The 19,754-nt window shown below is 64.9% G+C and carries 21 protein-coding genes; 13 read left to right on the top strand and 8 right to left on the bottom strand.

Translation table 11 applies throughout. The annotated features are described in order from the left end of the window. Window position 1 precedes the first annotated feature (1 nt). Both VXD91_RS27465 and VXD91_RS27460 read right to left on the bottom strand, forming a co-directional pair. Window positions 2-1,186: an acyl-CoA dehydrogenase family protein gene (locus VXD91_RS27465; RefSeq protein ID WP_346416847.1), complete on the bottom strand. Its 1,185-nt coding sequence runs from the start codon at window positions 1,184-1,186 to the stop codon at window positions 2-4. 1 nt (window position 1,187) lies between these two features. Further along, on the bottom strand, window positions 1,188-2,291 hold the full coding sequence (locus VXD91_RS27460; RefSeq protein WP_346416846.1) for an acyl-CoA dehydrogenase family protein: 1,104 nt from the start codon (window positions 2,289-2,291) through the stop codon (window positions 1,188-1,190). A gap of 244 nt (window positions 2,292-2,535) precedes the next feature. Here VXD91_RS27460 and VXD91_RS27455 point away from each other — a divergent pair, with 244 nt between their 5' ends. The 3 genes from VXD91_RS27455 (at window position 2,536) to VXD91_RS27445 (ending at window position 4,777) form a co-directional block, all read left to right on the top strand. After that, window positions 2,536-4,008: an acetyl-CoA acetyltransferase gene (locus VXD91_RS27455; RefSeq protein WP_346416845.1), complete on the top strand. Its 1,473-nt coding sequence runs from the start codon at window positions 2,536-2,538 to the stop codon at window positions 4,006-4,008. Window positions 4,009-4,148: 140 nt separating this feature from the next. Continuing rightward, entirely contained in the window at window positions 4,149-4,331 is a 183-nt protein-coding gene (locus VXD91_RS27450; RefSeq protein WP_212806465.1) for a hypothetical protein, read from the top strand. 77 nt (window positions 4,332-4,408) lie between these two features. Continuing rightward, window positions 4,409-4,777 carry a DUF4345 domain-containing protein gene (locus tag VXD91_RS27445; protein WP_346416877.1) on the top strand — a complete coding sequence of 123 codons (369 nt, stop codon included), beginning with the start codon at window positions 4,409-4,411 and terminating at the stop codon, window positions 4,775-4,777. Window positions 4,778-4,851: 74 nt separating this feature from the next. On the opposite strand, the gene VXD91_RS27440 is transcribed toward VXD91_RS27445, so the two are convergent. Together VXD91_RS27440 and VXD91_RS27435 are read right to left on the bottom strand one after the other, a co-directional pair. Beyond that, on the bottom strand, window positions 4,852-5,967 hold the full coding sequence (locus tag VXD91_RS27440) for a hypothetical protein (protein ID WP_318984202.1): 1,116 nt from the start codon (window positions 5,965-5,967) through the stop codon (window positions 4,852-4,854). Next, window positions 5,967-7,124, bottom strand: a complete 1,158-nt coding sequence (locus VXD91_RS27435) for a phosphotransferase family protein (protein WP_212806464.1) — start codon at window positions 7,122-7,124, stop codon at window positions 5,967-5,969. Before VXD91_RS27435 ends, VXD91_RS27440 begins: the two co-directional genes overlap by 1 nt. Before the next feature lie 44 nt (window positions 7,125-7,168). On the opposite strand from VXD91_RS27435, the gene VXD91_RS27430 reads away from it, so the two are divergent. Then, the gene (locus VXD91_RS27430; RefSeq protein ID WP_212806463.1) at window positions 7,169-7,777 is read left to right on the top strand and encodes a TetR/AcrR family transcriptional regulator; all 609 of its coding nucleotides are present in this window, start codon (window positions 7,169-7,171) and stop codon (window positions 7,775-7,777) included. Window positions 7,778-8,007: 230 nt separating this feature from the next. Further along, window positions 8,008-8,883, top strand: coding sequence for a glycoside hydrolase family 16 protein (locus tag VXD91_RS27425; protein WP_346416876.1), 876 nt, complete (start codon window positions 8,008-8,010; stop codon window positions 8,881-8,883). Between the two features lie 94 nt (window positions 8,884-8,977). Here VXD91_RS27425 and VXD91_RS27420 read toward each other — a convergent pair whose 3' ends face one another. Further along, window positions 8,978-10,399, bottom strand: coding sequence for an APC family permease (locus VXD91_RS27420; RefSeq protein WP_346416844.1), 1,422 nt, complete (start codon window positions 10,397-10,399; stop codon window positions 8,978-8,980). Beyond that, a complete protein-coding gene (locus tag VXD91_RS27415) occupies window positions 10,396-11,502 on the bottom strand; it encodes a P1 family peptidase (protein ID WP_212806461.1) in 1,107 nt (368 codons plus the stop codon). The genes VXD91_RS27420 and VXD91_RS27415 overlap by 4 nt, the downstream gene beginning before the upstream one ends. Window positions 11,503-11,588: 86 nt before the next feature. Here VXD91_RS27415 and VXD91_RS27410 point away from each other — a divergent pair, with 86 nt between their 5' ends. From VXD91_RS27410 to VXD91_RS27390, 5 genes are all read left to right on the top strand, one after another. After that, window positions 11,589-12,200 carry a TetR family transcriptional regulator gene (locus tag VXD91_RS27410; protein ID WP_346416843.1) on the top strand — a complete coding sequence of 204 codons (612 nt, stop codon included), beginning with the start codon at window positions 11,589-11,591 and terminating at the stop codon, window positions 12,198-12,200. Between the two features lie 323 nt (window positions 12,201-12,523). Beyond that, window positions 12,524-13,102, top strand: coding sequence for a hypothetical protein (locus tag VXD91_RS27405; RefSeq protein WP_212806456.1), 579 nt, complete (start codon window positions 12,524-12,526; stop codon window positions 13,100-13,102). Then, window positions 13,095-13,610, top strand: coding sequence for a hypothetical protein (locus tag VXD91_RS27400; RefSeq protein WP_212806455.1), 516 nt, complete (start codon window positions 13,095-13,097; stop codon window positions 13,608-13,610). The genes VXD91_RS27405 and VXD91_RS27400 overlap by 8 nt, the downstream gene beginning before the upstream one ends. 255 nt (window positions 13,611-13,865) lie before the next feature. Continuing rightward, window positions 13,866-14,390 (top strand): hypothetical protein, encoded by a 525-nt coding sequence (locus VXD91_RS27395; protein ID WP_212806454.1) that lies wholly within the window; start codon window positions 13,866-13,868, stop codon window positions 14,388-14,390. Window positions 14,391-14,429: 39 nt separating this feature from the next. After that, window positions 14,430-14,918: a hypothetical protein gene (locus VXD91_RS27390; protein ID WP_212806453.1), complete on the top strand. Its 489-nt coding sequence runs from the start codon at window positions 14,430-14,432 to the stop codon at window positions 14,916-14,918. A 14-nt stretch (window positions 14,919-14,932) separates the two neighbouring features. On the opposite strand, the gene VXD91_RS27385 is transcribed toward VXD91_RS27390, so the two are convergent. Then, window positions 14,933-15,535 (bottom strand): PaaI family thioesterase, encoded by a 603-nt coding sequence (locus tag VXD91_RS27385; RefSeq protein ID WP_020102778.1) that lies wholly within the window; start codon window positions 15,533-15,535, stop codon window positions 14,933-14,935. Window positions 15,536-15,739: 204 nt separating this feature from the next. Between VXD91_RS27385 and VXD91_RS27380 the strand changes: the two genes are divergently transcribed. Then, on the top strand, window positions 15,740-16,408 hold the full coding sequence (locus VXD91_RS27380) for a helix-turn-helix transcriptional regulator (protein ID WP_212806452.1): 669 nt from the start codon (window positions 15,740-15,742) through the stop codon (window positions 16,406-16,408). 12 nt (window positions 16,409-16,420) lie between these two features. On the opposite strand, the gene VXD91_RS27375 is transcribed toward VXD91_RS27380, so the two are convergent. After that, window positions 16,421-18,160 carry a 3-ketosteroid-delta-1-dehydrogenase gene (locus VXD91_RS27375; protein ID WP_244881338.1) on the bottom strand — a complete coding sequence of 580 codons (1,740 nt, stop codon included), beginning with the start codon at window positions 18,158-18,160 and terminating at the stop codon, window positions 16,421-16,423. 130 nt (window positions 18,161-18,290) lie between these two features. Here VXD91_RS27375 and VXD91_RS27370 point away from each other — a divergent pair, with 130 nt between their 5' ends. Next, window positions 18,291-19,439 (top strand): Rieske 2Fe-2S domain-containing protein, encoded by a 1,149-nt coding sequence (locus tag VXD91_RS27370; RefSeq protein ID WP_053855895.1) that lies wholly within the window; start codon window positions 18,291-18,293, stop codon window positions 19,437-19,439. Continuing rightward, window positions 19,439-19,723: a hypothetical protein gene (locus VXD91_RS27365; RefSeq protein ID WP_053855896.1), complete on the top strand. Its 285-nt coding sequence runs from the start codon at window positions 19,439-19,441 to the stop codon at window positions 19,721-19,723. The genes VXD91_RS27370 and VXD91_RS27365 overlap by 1 nt, the downstream gene beginning before the upstream one ends. Window positions 19,724-19,754: the final 31 nt, after the last annotated feature.

The following is a 19,754-nucleotide window of genomic DNA, read 5'->3' as shown; positions in this document are numbered from 1 at the left end:
GTCAACTGCGTCGCGCCTGGCGGAACGGGATGTCACGGTCGGTCTCGGGTTCCTTCGCCAGCCCCAGCACGCGTTCGCCGATGATGGTGCGCTGAATCTGGTCGGTGCCGCCGCCGATGGAGGTGAAGAACGCGTTGAGGGACAGGAAGTTCACGTCGTCGGCCTCGGGGTTGTCGGGACCCGCCAACAGTGATTCGGTACCGATGATCTCGGTCTTCAGCGCGGCCTCCGAGTGCAGGATTCGCGACATCGCGAGCTTGCCCAGCGACATGATCGAACTCGACGTGCCTTGACTGGTGGACGCCTTGGCGCGAAGGTTGTTGAGCCGGTTGAGTTCCCGCAACGCCAGCACGTCCGCGAGGCGCTCGCGCAGGGCGGCGTCGTCGAGGCGGCCGTGCGCGCGAGCCAGTTCCACGAGGCTGTCGGCCTTGGACTTGTTGCGTGAGCCGCGGCCGCCGTCGCCCATGATGGAGCGTTCGTACGCCAGGGCGGTCTGCAGGACGCGCCAGCCGTTCCCTTCTCCGCCGATGAGATTCGCATGCGGCACGGTGGCATCGGAGATGAACACCTCGTTGAAATGCGCCTCACCGGTGATCTGGACCAGAGGCCGCACCTCGATGCCGGGCTGCCGCATCGGGATGATGAAGTAGCTCATGCCCTTGTGTTTGGGCGCATCCCAGTCGGTGCGTGCGATCAGCAGACCGTATTCGGACGTCGCCGCTCCGGAGGTCCACACCTTTTGGCCGTTGACCACCCAGCGGTCGCCGTCGCGCACCGCTGTGGTGCTCACCCCAGCCAGGTCCGATCCGGCGCCGGGCTCGCTGTAGAGCAGACAGGTACGGGCTGCGCCGGTCAGAAAGTCCCGTAGCAGTTCATGTTTCAGCTCGTCCGAGCCGAACGCGAACAAGGTGTTGGCGGGAATATTGTGCTTGTCCTGGCAGGCGCCGGGGGCCTTGACGGCGCGAAACTCCTGCTGGATCACCGCGGCGAGCTTGCTCGGGTAGCCGCGGCCGAACCAATCGGGTGGATAGGTGGGCACGGCGTAGCCTGCGTCGAGAACCTTTTCACGCCAGGCGATTTCCTCGGGTGAGCTCACCCAGGGATCGTCCGACGGAGGCAACGTGGTCCAGTTCTGCGCGAGCCAGTCACGAACCTCGGTGCGCAGCTCGTCTGCGGTGGTCGTCATCTCAGGCCCCCTTGGATGCCAGGTAGCGCTCACGATGGTCACGTGAACTGCCGAACAGTTGACGGCCGGTGCGTGCCCGGCGCAGGAACAGATGCGCGGGGTGCTCCCAGGTGAAGCCGATGCCGCCGTGCATCTGGATCGATTGCATGGCGGTGGTGTGATAGGCCTCCGCACAGGCGAATCCGGCCAGGGCGACGGGACCGTCGGCGCCCACCGGGTCGGCATCGAATTGCGCAGCGGCATGCTGTGCCGCCGAAGTGGCGGATTCGACTTCCAGCAGCAGGTCGGCCGCCATGTGCTTGATCGCCTGGAAGCTGCCGATGGGCCGCCCGAATTGGATCCGGGTCTTGAGGTATTCGACGGTGAGATCGAACAGGTGGCGGGCCCCGCCGACCTGCTCACCTGCGAGGGCGATCACCGTGAGGGACAACGCATTTTCGACAGCCGCCCAGCCGCCGGTGCCGATGCGACGGGCCGGGGTCTGGTCGAACGTATACGTCGACAGCCGGACTGTGGGGTCGAAAACCGTTGCGGCGGTGCGGTCGAAGCCGGGTGCGTTCGGGGCGACCTCGAAGATCGCGATGCCCTCGCCGGTCTTCGCGACGGCGAGGACGACATCGGCGATCTGCCCGTCGAGCACGTAGTGCGCCGAGCCTGTGAGTTGGTACCCGTCGCCGTGCCGGTCTCCCTGAATCGCAACACCATCTGGTGCCCACGTACCACGGGGCCCGGTGGCTGCCACGGTTGCGATCGAGGAACCTTCGGCCAACCCCGGCAAGAGCCGTGCCTTGTCGTTGTCGGTGCCGGCGGCCTGGATCAAGGCCGTGGCGAAGACCGCACTCGACAGGAACGGGGCGGGTAGCAACGCTGCACCCGTGACCTCGGCGACCGCCTCGAGCTCCTGTGCGCCCAGGCCGACGCCCCCGTGGTCCGGCTCTACGAGCAGGCCCGCCACACCCTGGGCGGCCAGCTTGTTCCAGAGGTCGCGATCGAATCCGGTGTCTGTGCTCATCACGCGGCGGACGTCGGCTTCGGTGCAATGTTCACTGAGCAGGTCCTTGACGGCCGCAGCGAGTTCGGCTCGTTCGGCCACGCTCATCGTCATGTGTTCACCCTTCTGCAGGTCCATGCACCGTCTCGGCTCCATGCAATGCTGTCGGCGCCCGCCTGTAAATCGCATTGTGCGACACCTATACGTTTCCTCATGCGACATCTGCGAGTCTTGAGGGCGGGCAGATGTCGCGAACGCTCATGTGCGGATTTCCGCGCTGGTCGTTTACAGTGCCGCCCGCATGCCGCCAAGGTGGAGGTATTCCGGAGCAGGTCCGGCGCCAGAAGAGGAAACGTCAGTGTCACTTGATCCCAGAACCCCGGTGCTCGTCGGCTACGGCCAGGTCAACCAGTACGACGAGAACCCGGCGGGCGAGCCTGTCGACCTGATGGAGGCCGCGGCCCGGGCAGCCGCTGACGCCCACGTCCTCGAGGCGGTCGACGCCGTCCGGATCGTCAACCTGCTGTCGGTGCGGTACCGGGACCCCGGCTTGCTGCTGGCGCAGCGCATCGGTGCGGCCGACGCCGTCACCCGGTACACCCCGATCGGTGGCAACGTGCCGCAGTCGCTGGTGAACCAGGCGTGCCTGGACATTCAGCAGGGCCGCAACGACGTGGTGCTGATCGCCGGCGGGGAAACCTGGCGTACCCGAATACGGTTGAAGGCGCGCGGCGAACGACTCACCGGCACCGAGCAGGACGAGTCGGTGCCACTCGCACCCAGTGACCCCGAATTCACCATGGCCGGGCCCGCAGAACTGCGGATCGGGCTGGTGGCGCCGTCGCACGTGTACCCGATGTTCGAGCAGGCGTTGCGGATCGCGGCGGGGGAGGGGATCGAGGAGCATCGGCGCCGGATCGGCGAGCTGTGGGCACGGTTCAGTCAAGTGGCAGAAGGCAATCCGCACGCCTGGAGTCGGGACGCGGTGTCTGCCGAGCAGATCTGGCAGCCCGGTCCGGACAACCGGATGATCAGCTGGCCGTACACCAAGCTGATGAACTCCAACAACATGGTCGACCAGGGTGCGGCGCTGATCCTGACCTCGGTGGGCAAGGCCGAAGAATTGCAGATTCCCAGGGACCGGTGGGTTTTCCCGCACGCCGGCACCGACGCCCACGACACCTATCTGATCGGGGAGCGGGCGAGCTTCTCCGGGTCGCCGGCGATCCGCATCGCGGGCCGTCGGGTGCTGGAGCTCACCGGGCTCGGCATCGATGACATCGATGCGGTCGACGTGTATTCCTGCTTCCCGTCGGCGGTGCAGGTCGCCGCCCGTGAATTGGGACTGGCCCTCGATGATCCGGCGCGTCCGTTGACGGTGACCGGTGGCCTGACCTTCGCCGGTGGGCCGTGGAACAACTATGTGTCGCATTCGATCGCCGCCATGGCGGAGCGGCTGGTGGCCAATCCTGGCCAGATCGGGCTCATCACCGCCAATGGTGGTTACCTGACCAAGCACAGTTTCGGCGTCTACAGCACCGAGCCGCCGGCACATGAATTCCGTTGGGAAGATGTGCAATCCGAGGTCGACGCCGAACCGACCGTGGTGGCCGAGGATGAATGGTCCGGAACCGGCACCGTGGAAACCTGGACCACGCCGGTCACCCGCGAGGGCGTTCCCGAAAAGGCCTTCGTGGCTGTCCGGACACCCAGCGGCAGCCGGGCGCTCGCCGTGATCACCGACCCGTCGCAGGCCGAGGCCAGCATCCGCGAGGACCTCGCGGGTGCAAAGGTCACCGTCGGCGCGGACGGCACCGCCGGGCTGGAGTAAGCCGACAGCGAACAACGGCCTGCCGCAGGGAATAGATCGGGTACCTCTGTCGCTGAACCTGTTCACTAGTGCCGACGGTGCCCGTCGCCGAGGTTGTGCGATCCCAAAAGCATTGTCGGAGTTCGTGAAGGGACACCGCGATGGCCACCAACTCTGCGTCAGTTGGCTTCCACCCCGCCGCGGCCGCGATGCACTGGTGGTCGGACAAGACCACCGCGTTCGTGACCCGGTTGCATCTCGCTGCGAAAGTCCGCCAGCCGGAGACTTTCCGTCACAAGGCATTCGAGCAGGCCGCCACCGAGCGCGAAATGTGGCGACTCTGAGTCGTTTCGCGTGACGACATGGCCCACATAGGTCATGCTGATTGCCGGTCCGTCGTCGTCGGGAGGTAACGGTGTCAGTGGCGTCGAACGTCGTCGTCGGCGTCAACGCGGTGTTCTTTGCGGGCATGGGCCTGCGGGCCCTGACCGCCCCGGCGGAGATGTTGCGGCCCTTCGGAATCACGTTGGGCGGCCCCGCATCTCGGGCAGAGGTACGGGCGGTCTACGGCGGTTTCGGGTTGGCCATCGCGGCGATCCTCGGATACGCCATCGCAGCTCCCGAGCAGGTCCGTACCGGCATCGTGGTCACCGTGAGCGTGGCGTTGCTCGGGATGGCATTCGGGCGCATCGTGTCCGCGGTCGCCGGTGACCGAACATCGTTCTACCCCAATTGGTTCTACGGCTTTGTCGAAGTTCTGCTCGCTGCATCGCTGTGGTGGGTCGGCTAGCGCCACCAAAGACAAATGTTCCCCGATACGCCGTTGTATCGGGGAACATTCCTGTTTGCTCCTGAAGAGCAAAACTAGGGGGCCATCGTCAGCCAGTCCGGGAAGCCCGACGGATCGTGGCGGCCGAGCGCGCCGTGCTCGAACAGGCCCCAGCCTTCGGCAGGCGGCTTGTTGCCCTCATGACACACCGCACGTCCGACGTGGTCGATGACGCCGAAGCCGGAGCGAGCGATGATCGCCGGATCGGTCATGTCGTAGGTGAGGCGCTCGGTGAACTTCTCGCCCTTCCACGTGCCGTGCAGCCAGTCGGCGTCACCGCCGTAGCCGCCGCCCACGTGGATCGGCACGGGCAGCTTGGATTCCACATCGAAGCGGACGGGCGTGCCGTCCAGCGCCGTCGCCTCGATGGTGGCCCCGGTGGGAATGCGGGTACCGGAGACGTAGTGGATCTTCACGCGCGGCCAGCCGAGCTGCTCGACGCGGCCGTCCTTCCAGACGCGGCTGCAGTCGTTGAGTGACCGGAAGCCGTCGGGGGCCTCTTGGATGATCATCACGAGCGAGAATTCCTCGAACGCCAGCGGTACGTACAGCCACCACATGCCCTCGAAAGGCGGGTCTGCCGGCCGGCCGGCGGGCTCGGCCTCGCCGACGGGACGGATGCCCCAGGACCGGTCACGCGAACCGATCCACGTGTCCGGGCTGACCTTGATGTCCTCGCCGTCGATGGCGAGGGTGCCGCTCCAGGAACCCAATTGCGCGAAGCGCTGCGCGTTCAGCGTGACGCGGTTGCCCTGGCGCATGATGTGCGGCTGCTCCTGCACGACGTCGAACAGGCCGTTCCATGTCAGGTCGGCGGCGATGCCCTCGGTCTCGTCGAGCACGATGCGCACCTGGTGCAGTGGGTCGGTGACCTCGATGCGGTAGCCGACGACGTGCTGATTCAGTCGGTCCTGGTCGATGGCATCGGAAAGGTGCACGGCGGTCTGGGTATCACCGCGGCGCACCAGGAAGTAGGCGTCCTTCACCCCGAGGTTGGGGTAGTAGCCCATGCCGGTGATGACGAAGATGTCGCCGGTGCGGTCGTGGGCGTTGAAGTAGCAGCGGTCGTAGAAGTTCCGGTCGCTGGACCCGGGCCACGCGATGGGCTGCGGGACCTGGTGGATCGGGTATTCGTCCATGGGGCCGAGCATCAGGCTGTTCCTTCCAGGAGCTTCTCCAGCAGCGACTTGTGGTAGAAGAGCGACTCGAGGTCGTCGGGCTGTTCCATCTCGCCGAAGTGCACGCGGCGGGCGCCGGTGCGCATGAACACGCAACACCACACGACGCCGGAGTAGATGTAGAACCAGCGCAGGTCACCGACCTCGACGCCGGTGAAGTTCTTGTAGGTTGCGCGAACGTCCTCTTCGCGCAGCACATCCGGCAGGCCGGGCAGCCCGGCCAGGCCACCGAGCTCTTGGAACACCTTGTGCGCGAAGATGATCCACGAGACGTCGAACTCACGCGGGCCGACAGTGGCCATCTCCCAGTCCAGGACCGCGGAGGGGCGGAAGTCCTGGTACATCACGTTGCCGATGCGCGAATCACCCCACACGAGAACCGATTCGGATGCCGCGACGTCCTCGGGGAAGTTCTCCTCCAGCCAGACGAGGGCACGCTCGACCAGCGGTGAGCGGCCCAGGCCCGACGCTGCGAACTGGTACCACTCCTTGAGCCAGCCGAAGTGCCGGCGCAGCGCAGTGTCGCCCGGCGGGTCGATTTCCTGGAGAAAGCCGAAGGTCTTTTCCGCGTCGGGGATCGAGTGCAGCTTGGCGATGGCCTCCACGGTGCTGTCCTGCAGCGTGCGTTGCTGCTCCGGGGTGGCGTCGGCGAACCAGTTGCCGCCGAATGTATACGGCATGACGTCCGGCGGCACCACGCCGTCGACGCAGTCCATCAGGAAGAACGGCGAGCCGAGCACCTCGCCGGTGTTCTCCAGCCAGCGGACGCGGGGGACCGGGACGTCGGTGAGTTCGGCGGCCAGGCGCATGACGTCGAACTGGTGGTCCAGTCGGTAGGACGAGAAGACGGGGACGTCCTCGGTGGTCGGCGCGACCCGGACGACCCACTTCTGCTCCACCGGCGTGCCGCCCTCGGTCCACCGGCCGGTGATGATGATTGTCTCGGAAGACATTCCGTTCGAGTCGACGCCGCTCTCGACGGTGATCTCGGGCTTGATGCCGCCTTCCATCACGGTGGACAGCCACTGTGACAGGATGTCCGGAACTGTTGTCACGTCACGGCTGGAGCGCTGAATATGGTCGACGTTCGTCTCGACCGTGACGGAGCTGTCCGCCGGTTGGTTCGGCACTGAACCTTCCTTCCCGAGATAATTACGATACGATGCGTAGCGTTATGAAATCAGACCTGCAAGCGGTTGACAAGCCCTCTGGCGCCGGTCGGCCACGCGATCCCCGGATCGACGCCGCGGTGTTGACCGCTGCCGCCGAACTGCTGCCCGAAGTCGGCTACGCCAATCTGACGATGGCGGCCATCGCCGAACGTGCGGGAACGACGAAGACGGCGCTGTACCGCCGCTGGTCGAGCAAGGCCGAGTTGGTGCATGAAGCGGCGTTCCCCACGACGCCGACCGCGCTGTCGACCCCGGAAGGGGACATCGTCGGCGACATCCGCGCCATGATCGCCGCAGCGCGCGACGTGTTCACCAGCCCGGCCGTGCGGGCTGCGCTTCCGGGACTCATGGCGGACATGAGCGCCGACGAGGAGCTCAACGCGCGGGTCGTCGCACGCTTCCATGGGCTGTTCGACGTGGTGCGGGTGCGGCTCGAGCATGGCATCGAGCGCGGCGAGGTCCAGGCCGACGTCAAGCCTGAACGGCTCATCGAGATCATCGGTGGCGCAACGATGCTGCGGATGTTGCTGCATCCCGAGAGTGAACTCGACGAGCTGTGGGTCGACGAGACGGCGACCATTGTCACGCATGGAGTGATCAGCGGGGCTTGACGGTCTCGCCGGAAGCTCTTGGGCGCCAGCGCCTTTGAATCAGCATGGGACCTGATCACGGTGTTGCCGAGTGCGGTTCTGAACCTCGTCATCCGCGTGCTCTCGGGCTGGCGCGAGCGAATGGCCGTTGGGCATCCGCCACGGCGACGAGCTCGAACACTTCCGCAACCAGGCTACTTGGTTAGCCGTGTCGCGACGGTGCGTCGCCTACGATTGCTGATGTGCCGGATATGGATCGTCGCAAGATCATGATGATGGTTGGCCTCGGCGCGGTTACCACCGTGCTGGGATCCCCGAGGGCTGACGCCGACCCGTTGCCCGTTGCCCCAGGTCCGGGGACTGGCCCGGGGGCCGCGCCTGCTGCGCCTGCCGGCTCAGCGGCAGGCCCGGCAATGCTGTTCCGGGACGAATTCAACGGCCCCGCGGGTGCCCCGCCGGACCCGGCGTGGTGGTTCATCGTGCCTGAGCGCGAGGTCATCCGAAACCCCGTCGAATGGGACCAGCCGTACAACATGGGCCGGTACGTGACCGATCAGGAGCACGTGTTCCAGGACGGCAAGGGCAACCTCGTCATCCGGGCCACCCGTGGTCCCGGCGCGAACATCCGGGAGCGTTACGCGAGCGCCAAGGTCGTCGGCAACTGGCGCGGAGGGGTCGGCACCACCTGGGAGGCGCGGATCAAACTGAACTGCCTCACGGACGGCGCCTGGCCGGCCTTCTGGCTGCTCAATGACGATCCGGTCCGCGGCGGCGAGGTCGACCTGGTCGAGTGGTACGGCAACCGGGACTGGCCATCGGGGACGACGGTGCACGCCCGGTTGGACGGCACGTCGTTCGCCACCGACCCGCATCCGATCGACAGCGGGTGGCATACCTGGCGGATGACCTGGCAGCCGACCGGAATGTACTTCTGGAAGGACTACGCGCCGGGGCAAGAGCCGTTCTTCGCGGTGCCGGCCAATTCGTTGGACGACTGGCCCTTCAACGATCCGGGGTACACCTTGGCCCCGGTGTTCAACCTGGCCATCGGTGGGTCCGGCGGTCGCGAGCCTGCCGGCGGCAATTACCCCGCCGAGATGCTGATCGACTGGATCCGCGTCTTCTGATCAACGGTCCGGCGGTGGCCGGGGTCCGGACCGTGCGCCGTCGGCGTGATCGGCTCGATCCGGGTGCCTTGGTGATGCCGAGCGGTGCTGCCGCCTAGTTGGTCGACAGCGCCCGCGACGGACGCCAGGCCGCAAATCCGACGACGAGCCCGAGGAACGGGATCGCGGCCAGAACCGTGCTGAGCGTCGCGCTGCCACCGGTGACGAGCGTGAAGTTCGACAGCACCAGCCACAGGCTGCCCAGCAGACCGAGCACGGCCAACGCCGGAGCGATGCGCGTCGTCCACAACCCGTCCATCCCCAGCTCTCGGTTACGCAGGAAGAACACCAGCACTGCCACCGAAGTGGTCAGCATCAGTAGGACCATGCCGACCGTTGCGACCCCGGCCATCGAGCCGAACACCCCGACCAGCGGATCGATGCCGAGGATCGCCAGTACGGCGACAATCATTGCGGCGGTGGCGGTTTGCACCAGCGAAGAGAACGACGGTGATTCGTGGTCGTCGTGCACCGTGGCCAGCCGAGCGGGCAGCAGGCCCTTGCCGGCCAACACGAACTGATAGCGCGCGATCACGTTGTGGAAGGACAGCACGCAGGCGAAAAGGCTGCTCAGCAGGAGGACGTTGACGATGTCGCGGCCCACGATGCCCAGCATGTCGCCAGTGGTGTCCAGCAGCATATTGCCCTCGCCGGCAAGGGTTTTCCGCGCCACAGTCGCGACCTGATCCGGACCGACGGCCACCACGAACGCCCACACCGTGATGGCGTAGAACGCGCCGATAATGATCACCGCGGCGTAGGTGGCGCGCGGGATGGTCTGCTCGGGATCACGGGCTTCATCGCGGAACACGGCGGTGGCCTCGAACCCGATGAACCCGGTGAGGGCGAACAGAATGGCGATGCCAATGGTGCCCTGAGTGAAGGTGGCGGGTGCGAAGGAGGTGAAGGTGACACCGGCCGGGCCGGGTTTGGCGACCATCACCGCGTCCAGCACGACGACGATGCCGATCTCAAGGGCCAACGCCACGCCCAGGACCTTGGCGCTCAGCTCGATGTGCCGGTAGCCGAGCACTGCGACGATTGCCGGCACGATGAATGAGTAGACGGGCCAAGGGATTACCGGGCCGTGGTAGTGGGCGACGGTGTCGGAGATCGCCCATCCGATGTAGCCGTAGATGCCGATCTGGATGGCGGTGTAGGCGATCAGTGCGACGACCGCGATGCCCTTGCCCATGCGCTCGCCCAGGCCGACGGTCACATAGGAGAAGAACGCCCCGGCCTCGGGAACGTGTGGCGTCATGGTCACGAAGCCGACGCTGAAGACCAGTAGCACCAGGGCGGCGATCACGAATCCCACCGGGGCGCCGGCGCCGTTGCCCAGGCCCATAGCCAACGGCATGTTGCCGCCGATCACGGTCAGCGGGGCGGCAGCCGCGACCACCATGAAGACGATGCCGACGGGGCCCAGGCGCCCGGAAAGCCGCCGCCCCTGCGTCTCGGCCGATGCAGTGGTCATGAAATCTCCTCGGGTGCAGGGGTATTGGGGTCCAACGCGTGGCGCAGCAGATCGTGGTCGATGGCGTGGGCAGTGAAACCGTTGTGTCCGGTCAGGGTGGTGGCGGCGACCATCGCGTTGACGATCGCCTCCTCAGTCGCCTCGATGGTGAGGTCGAACAGCCGGGTCATCAGTTGCGGTGCGACCATCCGCAGGGCCACTTCCGGGTGTGCGGTGGAGGCGTCCTCATCCCATGCATATGGTGGGATGCCGCGGTTACCTGTCGAGAATGCGAGCATCAGGTCACCGCTGTACTGCTCGCCGGTGCCGCCGAGACGGCCCACCGCCAGCGCCGAGCGCTGCGCCAGTCGGGTGCACTGATGGGGGAGTAGCGGGGCATCGGTGGCGATGATGACGATGATCGAGCCCGATCCCGGGGCGTACTGCTTGGGCAGGTCCGGCAGCGGCACCTGGCTGGGTCCGATGAGTTCGCCGACCGGCACGCCGTTGATCCGGAGTCGTTCCCGCCGGCCGTGATTGGCCTGGACGAGTACGCCGACGGTGTACTGCCCGACGGCTGTCTCGGTGCGGCGCGATGCGGTACCGATGCCACCTTTGAAGCCGTGACAGATCATCCCGGTGCCGCCGCCCACGTTGCCCTCGGCGGGCGGTGCCGTGGACGCCGCCTCGAGCGCTTGGCGGGCGTGCTCGGGACGGACGTGAAAGCCGTTGATGTCGTTGAGGAGTCCATCGTATGTTTCGCCCACGACTGGCAGTGACCAGTAGAGGCCGGCGCCGCGGGCGCGGACCTGGGCGGCCACCAGTTCGTCGCGCACGACGCCGACGCTGTGGGTGTTGGTCAGTCCGATCGCGCTCGTGAGCTCGCCGGATTCGCGGATCCACTCCAGCCCGGTGAGTTCGCCGCTGCCGTTGAGGCGGTGTGAACCGGCGAACACCGGCTCGGTCCAGATGCCGTCATGCGGAACGACGACCGTGACGCCGGTGTTGACGCCGCCGTCCTGCAGCGTGGTGTGCCCGACCCGCACGCCCTCGACGTCGGTGATGGCGTTGGCCGGGCCAGTGGGGTGCTCCCCGATGACCACGCCGAGATCTCTGGCACGCATTGCTTCTCCCGAGTTTTTTTCCAGATTGGAAAAGAACTATGCGCCCGCGTGCCACGTCTCGCAAGAGAACGGGCAAGATTGGTGCCATGGCCCGGCCCAACAAGCAGGAGGAGCGGCGTCGCGAGATCATGGACGCCGCGATCGCACTGATCGAGCGACACGACTTGGCCACCCTCAAGCTGGCCGACGTCGCCGAGGAACTGGGGCTCACCACCAACGCGGTGCGGTACTACTTCAAGGACATGACGCAGTTGCTCTCCGAGCTGGCGCTGCGTTCCGACGTGCGGTTCTACGATGCGCGGCTTGAGTTGCAGCGGTCATCGGCCGACGCCCGCGAGCAGCTGGTGATGACGATGGCTGCCGGCCTGCCCACCGGGCCCGAGGACGCCGAGTGGCGTGCGATCTGGCGGGCCGTGCTGTCGGCCGGCTTCGAGCTTGACCAGCGCAGCGACGTGCAGGGCATTTATCACCGGCAGGTCGGCCTGTACGCCGATCTGCTGTCGGGCGGCCAGGAGAGCGGCGTGTTCCGGTTGCTGCACCCGGCGCGTGATATCGCCATGACCTTGATGTCGATGGAGGACTACTTCGGCTACCGGATCGCCGCACGCGATCCGGACCTGAGCCGGGCGACGGCGCTGCGGCTGATGCGCCAGTATGCGGAGCTCGTGGTCGGGGTGTCGCTCCCTGAGATCGACTGAGCTGCAGGCGGATTACTGATTGGCGAACTGCTCATCCGGCCGGCTCCTTCGTTACCACGACGGGTTCAGGACAACCGATTCGCCGGGATTGGCCCTGCCGACCAGCCGTTGTGCGGGGCATTGTGCCAAAACGTCGCCCGTTGTGAGCTAGATCACCGTTCGGTTCTGCCTCTGATTCCCGACTACACCTTGCACAGGCTCGTCATCGGCGACGGGTCCAACGGGTCGGTCTGCTGGACAGGGGATGTGGTCATGGGTGGTCTCTCACCGATGAAGGTGGTACCCGCACTGCGGGTGTTGTCCCCATCCGGGAACTGATGTCGATGACCGAACTATCACCCGGCCGACCCGGCGGGCCGGATACTCACCAGGACTGGGCGCCCTACTCCGACTTGGCGCAAGCGGCGGAGGCATATCTGCGCGATCCCGCGATCGCGTTGGAGGCGCTGTACCGGGTAATGGACCCGGCCGCGATCAAGGCATTCGTCATGGAACGCACACTCGAAGAAAAGGATTCGCGCGAATCGTTGTACCAAGAGGTCGCGGTGACCGACGGTCGGACGTTACTGCTGTGGATGGGTGACGACGAACTCACCGACGACGACGATCCTGAGCCCGGCGAACCCTTGCTGACGTCCACGCTGCGCTCGATTCCGTTGTCTGCGTTGACCGACCGCAATCTCAAGGTCGGGTATCGCGTCGATCACCGCGGTGGACGGTCACTGCACAGTGTCGAACTGCGGCTCGTGACCACGACGGCCGATTACACGCTGGCCAAGACCCCAGCGAGAACCGAGGCGTTCAGCGAGGAACTGGTGTTCAGCAAGTCTGTCACCGACGGCGGGCGAGCACAGATGGAACGGTTGATTCAATTCGGAAGGGTGCTGGCCGCGCATGGCTGACTGGGCATCACACAGGCATCTTCAGCAGGCGGTCATGCTCGGCATTCGCAATCCCGAAGCAGCGCTGAACAATCTGCGCCCTTTCCTCGACTTCGACGGCGCCTACTCATTCGTGCTCACGGAGCGCCCGACGTGGCAGGAGGTTGCGATCACTGACGGCCGGCGGCTGATCCTGTGGCACGGCTCGGACACTGAATGCGCCGGTCACGATGATCGATTGCCGCACCCGATGTTCCAGTCCTCGGTGCGGACCGTTCTGCTGTCGCGGCTCAGTGATCAGGCTTTGCACACCGATTACGACGTGCTACCTGACGGTTCTCACGAGCTGGTGTCGGTGCGCCTCCGCCTGTATACGCCGATAGTCAACAGCACAACCCGAACCACTCCTGAGGACAGCCAGCACTACGTCGAGTGCTACCTCTTCGACAAGAACGCAGACGATGGTCAGGAAGAAATGGGACGACTTCTCGAATTTGCGGCCGCACTGTCGATTTCGACCAGTGTGTAACGGACCGCCGGGCGCGACGGGGACCGACGCTGCCGATATCACCCGAGGAGCACAGGGGGTCAATGTGTTTCGTGACGTACCGAGGATTATCCGATGTTTCGCATCAGTGCCGGCACTGTTCTGGACCGCGATCACGGCTGCCGCCCGCAAGCCGGGAGAGCCGGCTGACCGGAGAAATCCAAATGATCCGGGACAGTACTTCGCGGACGATCCGTGGGTGGATTGAAACAGTTTTTGGCCACGGAAAGAGGAGACATGGCGGCACGAACGGCAACGAACAAGCTGCTGTGCGACATGATGATCGCACCCGACCGCGGCATCGTGGTAATTGAAGATGCTGGGGCGCAAGGGATTACTGGCATCTACATCCAGTCCGGCATCGACCCTGAACCTGCGCCGGTGCAACAGGCACTGCGGGTACAGACCATGAGCGCCGACGAGTGCGACGCCGTCGGACGGCAGCTTCGGGTTCGCGTGCTCTCCGGCTCGGACACTGGCGGATTGGGCGTCCGGGCCTTTGATGGCCACCTCAACATCGCCAGCGGACTGCTGGCCATCGGTGATCGCAGTAACCCCGACCGTCAATTGCTCGTCGGCCCATCGGGTGTGATCGGCGTCAGCGTGTTCGTGGGTAACGACATCGACGCCTCTTGTTGCAACGCTTCCGGTATCGGTTACCCACCATCAGGTCCCAGCGAGGTCACCTTGTTGCTGCACGGAGATTCCTGGCACACCTACACAGTGCGCAACACGGTTGACCGTTGGCAATTGCGATGTTAGATCGCCCCCGAAGCTCCGGGCAGTGTGCTATTCAAAGTCATGCTGCCGAAAATCTGTGCATTGCCCGCATCGGTACTGCTGGTGACGGCTCCGCTGGCGCACGCTGATCGTGCGGAACCGGTCCCGCTGTACGGGAGCTACGACACGTTTCTCGATCATTCGCGGCAGACGTTCAACGGCCGTCCCGACACCTCGGACCCGTCGACCCAGGCGGCCCTGTTCCGGACCGTGTGCGACGCCGGTGGTTGTATTGCGCACTGGCTGAGAATGACTGAGCTCAAAGAGAATCCGAACGCACCGGTGCTGTTCGACTACCGCTGGACGGGCGACCGCTGGGAGTCATCGGGAGACTATCCGTTCCACTGCGGCCCGAATGGTGCTGCGGTGACGGCATTCCGGTCCGATTTCCTGAAACCCGACGGCGACGGCAGTTTCTCCGGGGAGCGGACGTTCACCGTGGCCGCACCGGGCTGTCCGGGTGACGGGGCCGGGACCTACTGGCTGCCGTTCACGTTGACGCCGACGTAGCTGACCGTGCCGTCTCACGTGGTGGACCTACGGGGATGGATGAAAACCCCTTCTGCACGCACCGTCACGCCGTCAGACGTAGCGATATGGCCCACGGCAAAGGTTTTCACACCCTCGATGCGGTCGATATGGGCTGCGATCCGGACAGGTCCCAGCGCGGTGCCCTTCTCGTAGCGGATCGTCAGCGTTCCCGTGACTGCGGGTTGGCCGGGTTTGTGTGCTGTCGCACCCAAGACATGGTCGAGCAGCAAAGCGCAGATACCCCCATGAACCTGGCCACTGGGTCCTTCGTACGCCGCACCCAATGTGGTTTCGGCCCAAGCCGTTCCGTCATCGTCGTGATGAACGTCGAGCGGGGGAGCGAGCGCGTTACGCAATCCGATGACCGCGTTGCCCCAAGCGATGGACGACCCGCTGACCTCCTGTTGGACACCGAATGAGCCCGGCATCAGCGCACGGCCGAGTTCGTCTGTGGCAGCGTCGATTTTGGCGCGGACTGATTCGATGGTCGCGGCGTCACATTCGCTGCGAATCGTGAAGTCGACGAGTCGACGGACCGAGTCTGTGAGGGACGCGTAGAGCGCTTCGGGGACCTGAGGTGCGTTCGTCTCCCTCATGCGGGGTCCGCTCGCCGGTTCCCTCCGCGCACCGTGTGCCGCGAAGGCTGCGTGCACCCCTTGGTTCCTGAGTCCCATGTCGCTCCTTGTCTACTGATGACCTGGCAATCACTGTCGGTCGGCGTGGCGTCGTCGAGCAAGGCAAAATCCCGGTTGGCGGTCGAGGTGCGACGTCTTCAGAGGCCCGATTGTTAACCTGAGAGTGTGGGAGAACCCGAGACGTCAGACATACCTTCGCTGCCCGCGATCAACTGGGCCTTGCTGGGGATGCTGTCGTACGAGCGCGAGCTGTCGGGCTATGACATCCGCAAGTGGATCCACTGGAGCATGCGCTTCTTTTTCGGAAGTCCCGCCTACAGCCAGATTTACGCAGAGCTGAAGAAGCTGGAAAAGCTCGGGCTGCTGAGTTCGCGCGTGGAGGGAAAGGGCGCTCGTTACCGGCGACTCTACAAAATTACCGACAAGGGATTGGATGCGGTTTCTCGGTGGGCCAAGGAAGCACCGATAGAGCTGCCTACGCTGAAGCATCCAGCGATTCTGCGGGTGATGTTGGGCCATTTGAGCGCTCCGGCCGCGCTCAAGAAACTCTTGCACGAACACGTTGCTCAAATCGACCAGTTGCAGCGTGAAGCCGCCAGGGAAGCCAAGTGGTCCGGCGCTGATCCCACGTGGGGTTACGCCAAACTGGCCTTGACCTGGGCCGACCGGTATTATACGTCTGAACGGGAGCTTGCCCTGAACCTCATCAAGGATTTGGACGAGGCGGAGGCAACCCTGCCGAACACGAGCAAGGGCGGCGCCATCGCCTGGCCCGATCTCTCCTTCTGGTACGAGGTCGAACGTAGGGCGGCTGCCGAAGACGCCGCCGACTGACGTCGGGGCGTCTCACCGAGCCTGTGCGGCCAGTCTGTTCTGCGCAGCGTGCTGAGCGGCAATGTGGCCGAAAACCAGACCTTGTGCGATGGTGGCGCCGGCACCCGGATACGTGCGGCCGAAGGCGTTGGCGGCGGTGTTCCCGATCGCGTACAGACCGTCGATGACCGTGCCGTCCTCCCGCAGTACGCGCGCATGACCGTCGGCGAGCAGACCACCACAGGTACCGAGATCGCTGAGCACCATTTTCACGGCATAGAACGGACCACTCAGCAGCGGACGCAGATTGGGGTTCGGCGTGATCGTCGGATCGCCGTAGTAGCGGTCGTAGGCGCTCCGGCCGCGCCCGAAATCCGGGTCCTCACCCGCGAACGCGTTCTCGTTGAACCGGTCCACTGTCGCACGGAAGGTACCCGCCGGAACGTTGATCTGTGTGGCGAGATCGGTGAGATTGTCTGCCCGAAAAGCGATTCCGGCGTCATACCAGCGCCGGGGTATCGGCATCCGGGGAAACAGCTCCGCCGCGAATACGTAGCTGTTGCGGTACTGCTGATCGAAAACGATCCACATCGACTCAACCGGGGTGGCGGCAGCTTCAAGTTCCAGTATCCGCTGACCGAAGCTCATGTAGTCCGCCGATTCATTGGCGAAACGGCGGCCCGTCTGATCGACGATGAATGATCCGGGCAGCGAGCGTTCGGCCAGCATGACCGCAGGGGCCGCGCCGGGCAGCGGTGCCACTGCGGGGAACCACCACGATTGATCCATTGAGGCGATACCGGCGCCGACCTCCTGGCCTATCCGGATGGCGTCGCCTGTGTTGGATCGTGCTCCCAAGCTGAGATTGCGTCCGAGGGATTCGGACTGGAACTTCCACCGCATGTCCATGTCGTGGTCGAATCCGCCCGCGGCGAGCACCACGCCGTGCCGGGCGGTGATCGTGAATACGGAATCCGCATGGATGACGGTCGCGGCGGTCACCCGACCATCGTCATCGGTGACGAGGCCGGTCAGCGAGGTGTCCAGCCAGATGGGAATGCCGGCGCGAATCGCGCCGGCGAACAGGCCGGCGGCCAAGGCCTGCCCGCCGGCGGCGTAGCGGCGACCCAGTGCGAGTCCGCCGAGTCCCTGCGCGAGGCGCTTGACGACCGTGGGTAACCCCTTGCGCGGCATCCGGCTCATCAGGTTCAACCAGCGGTAGTCGGCGCCCGTCGTCGGCATTGGAATGCTGACCTCCATTACTCCGGGACGCAGGTCAGCCAGGTACTCACCGAGAATCGAGGTGTTCAACGGGCGGCATTCGCAGGTGCGGCCGGCGGCTGAACCGCCGGGTGCCTCGGGGTGGTAGTCGGAGTAGTCCTTCGCCCAGAACAGCTTCATCGGAGTGGTCCGGCGCAGCATGTCGACCGTCGCCGGCAGGTTGCGCAGATAAGCGGTCGAACGGTCCTGCGGAGCTGAATCACCAACGACCGCATCGAGATAGGTGCTCGCCCGCTGTGCGGTATCGACGCCGCCGCACTCTTCGATGACGGGGCTCGCGGGCAGCCACAGGGCGCCGCCGGAACGGGCCGTTGAACCACCTACGTAGGAGGACTTTTCGATCACGAGTACCGACAAGCCCTGTTCACGTGCGGCCAGTGCGGCGCCCAGGCCGGTGCCGGACCCGACGACGAGAAGGTCGACTTCGGTATCAGCGATGGTCAGACCAGCGGGGATCGTGGTGTGCGTCGAGGCGGTCACGGTCAATGACATTAAAACCGCAGAGACACATTTCTCGCCGGGAAATTCCTGTCAGCGGGAACGCCGATCTCCCGGCAAGCGGCGCGCACAGTTCAATGATGTTGTCAGGATGGCGATTTCAGATTGAAGGACGGACCGAACAATGACAGCCGAATCCGAAACCGACGACATCCGGTTGATCGAAGCTGGCTCGGTGCCGACCAGGTTTGCCAGAGGCTGGCACTGCCTGGGTCTCATCCGTGATTTCGCTGACGGAAAACCGCACCAGATCAACGCTTTCGGGCAGAAGCTGGTGGTGTTCAGCGGCGAGGACGGCGCCATCAGTGTCCTGGACGGATACTGCCGGCACATGGGTGGCGACCTGTCCCAGGGCACGGTCAAGGGAAACGAGATCGCGTGCCCCTTCCACGATTGGCGCTGGGGTGGGGACGGCCGATGCAAGCTGGTTCCGTATGCCAAGCGCACACCGCGGCTGGCCCGCACCGCGGCTTGGCCCACATTGCAGCAAGACGGCATGCTGTTCGTGTGGAATGACCCCGAGCACAATGAGCCACCACAGGATGTGACCATCCCTCGCATCGAAGGCGCCACCAGCGATGGTTGGACCGACTGGCACTGGTACACCACGGTGGTGCACACCAACTGCCGCGAGATCATCGACAACGTGGTCGACATGGCGCACTTCTTCTACATCCATGGCTCGCTGCCCACCCACTTCAAGAACATCTTCGAAGGTCACGTCGCGACCCAATACATGAAAAGCGCGGGACGGCCTGATCTTGGCGATCCCGAGGAGGGCGTGACGATTCTGGGGACGACATCCCTGGCCGCCTACCACGGACCGTCATTCATGATCGATGAGCTGACCTACCACTACGAGGGTTTCGATCAGCACACTGTGTTGATCAACTGCCACTATCCGATCGACGAGAACTCCTTCGCGCTGCAATACGGCATCGTCGTGGAGAAGAACCCGTCCATGCCCGACGAGCTCGCCGTCGAAACAGCCATCGCACTGGGTGATTTCGTCAAGATGGGTTTCGAGCAGGACGTGGAGATCTGGCGTAACAAGACTCGCATCGACAATCCGCTTCTCGTCGAAGAAGACGGGCCGGTGTACCAGTTGCGCCGTTGGTACGAGCAGTTCTATGTCGACGTCGCCGATGTCACGCGGGACATGGTTGACCGGTTCGAATTCGAGCTGGACACGACGCGGCCCCGGGAAGCGTGGATGAAAGAGGTCGAGGCGAATCTTGCTGCCCGGGCCGCGGCGTCCAGTCCTATCGGGTGATGGCGGCACCGCACGACAACCGGCTCGACGACATGTCGATGGTGCCGGTGGATTGCCTGCGGTGCGGAGCTGCCGTACTGGTCCGCAAGAGCAGCTGGAGTCAGACCAGCGTGCAGTGGACCGGTACCGCTCTCGGTCGTTGTGAAGAGCGCTGCACCGTACAACAATTGGCGGCGTATGGAGATCGCAGCCTGTTCCTGGCGTGCTCGGCGCTCAGCGGAGCGATCGATGATGCCGTACGCGCGGGGACGCTTCCGGTCGTCGACGGCAGCTTCTCAGACTGATGAAATGGGCTGCGCCGTCAGTCACGGCGCA

Source organism: Mycobacterium sp. SM3041 (assembly GCF_039668335.1).
Taxonomy (GTDB): Bacteria; Actinomycetota; Actinomycetes; order Mycobacteriales; family Mycobacteriaceae; genus Mycobacterium.
This window is presented reverse-complemented; position numbering and strand designations above follow the sequence as displayed.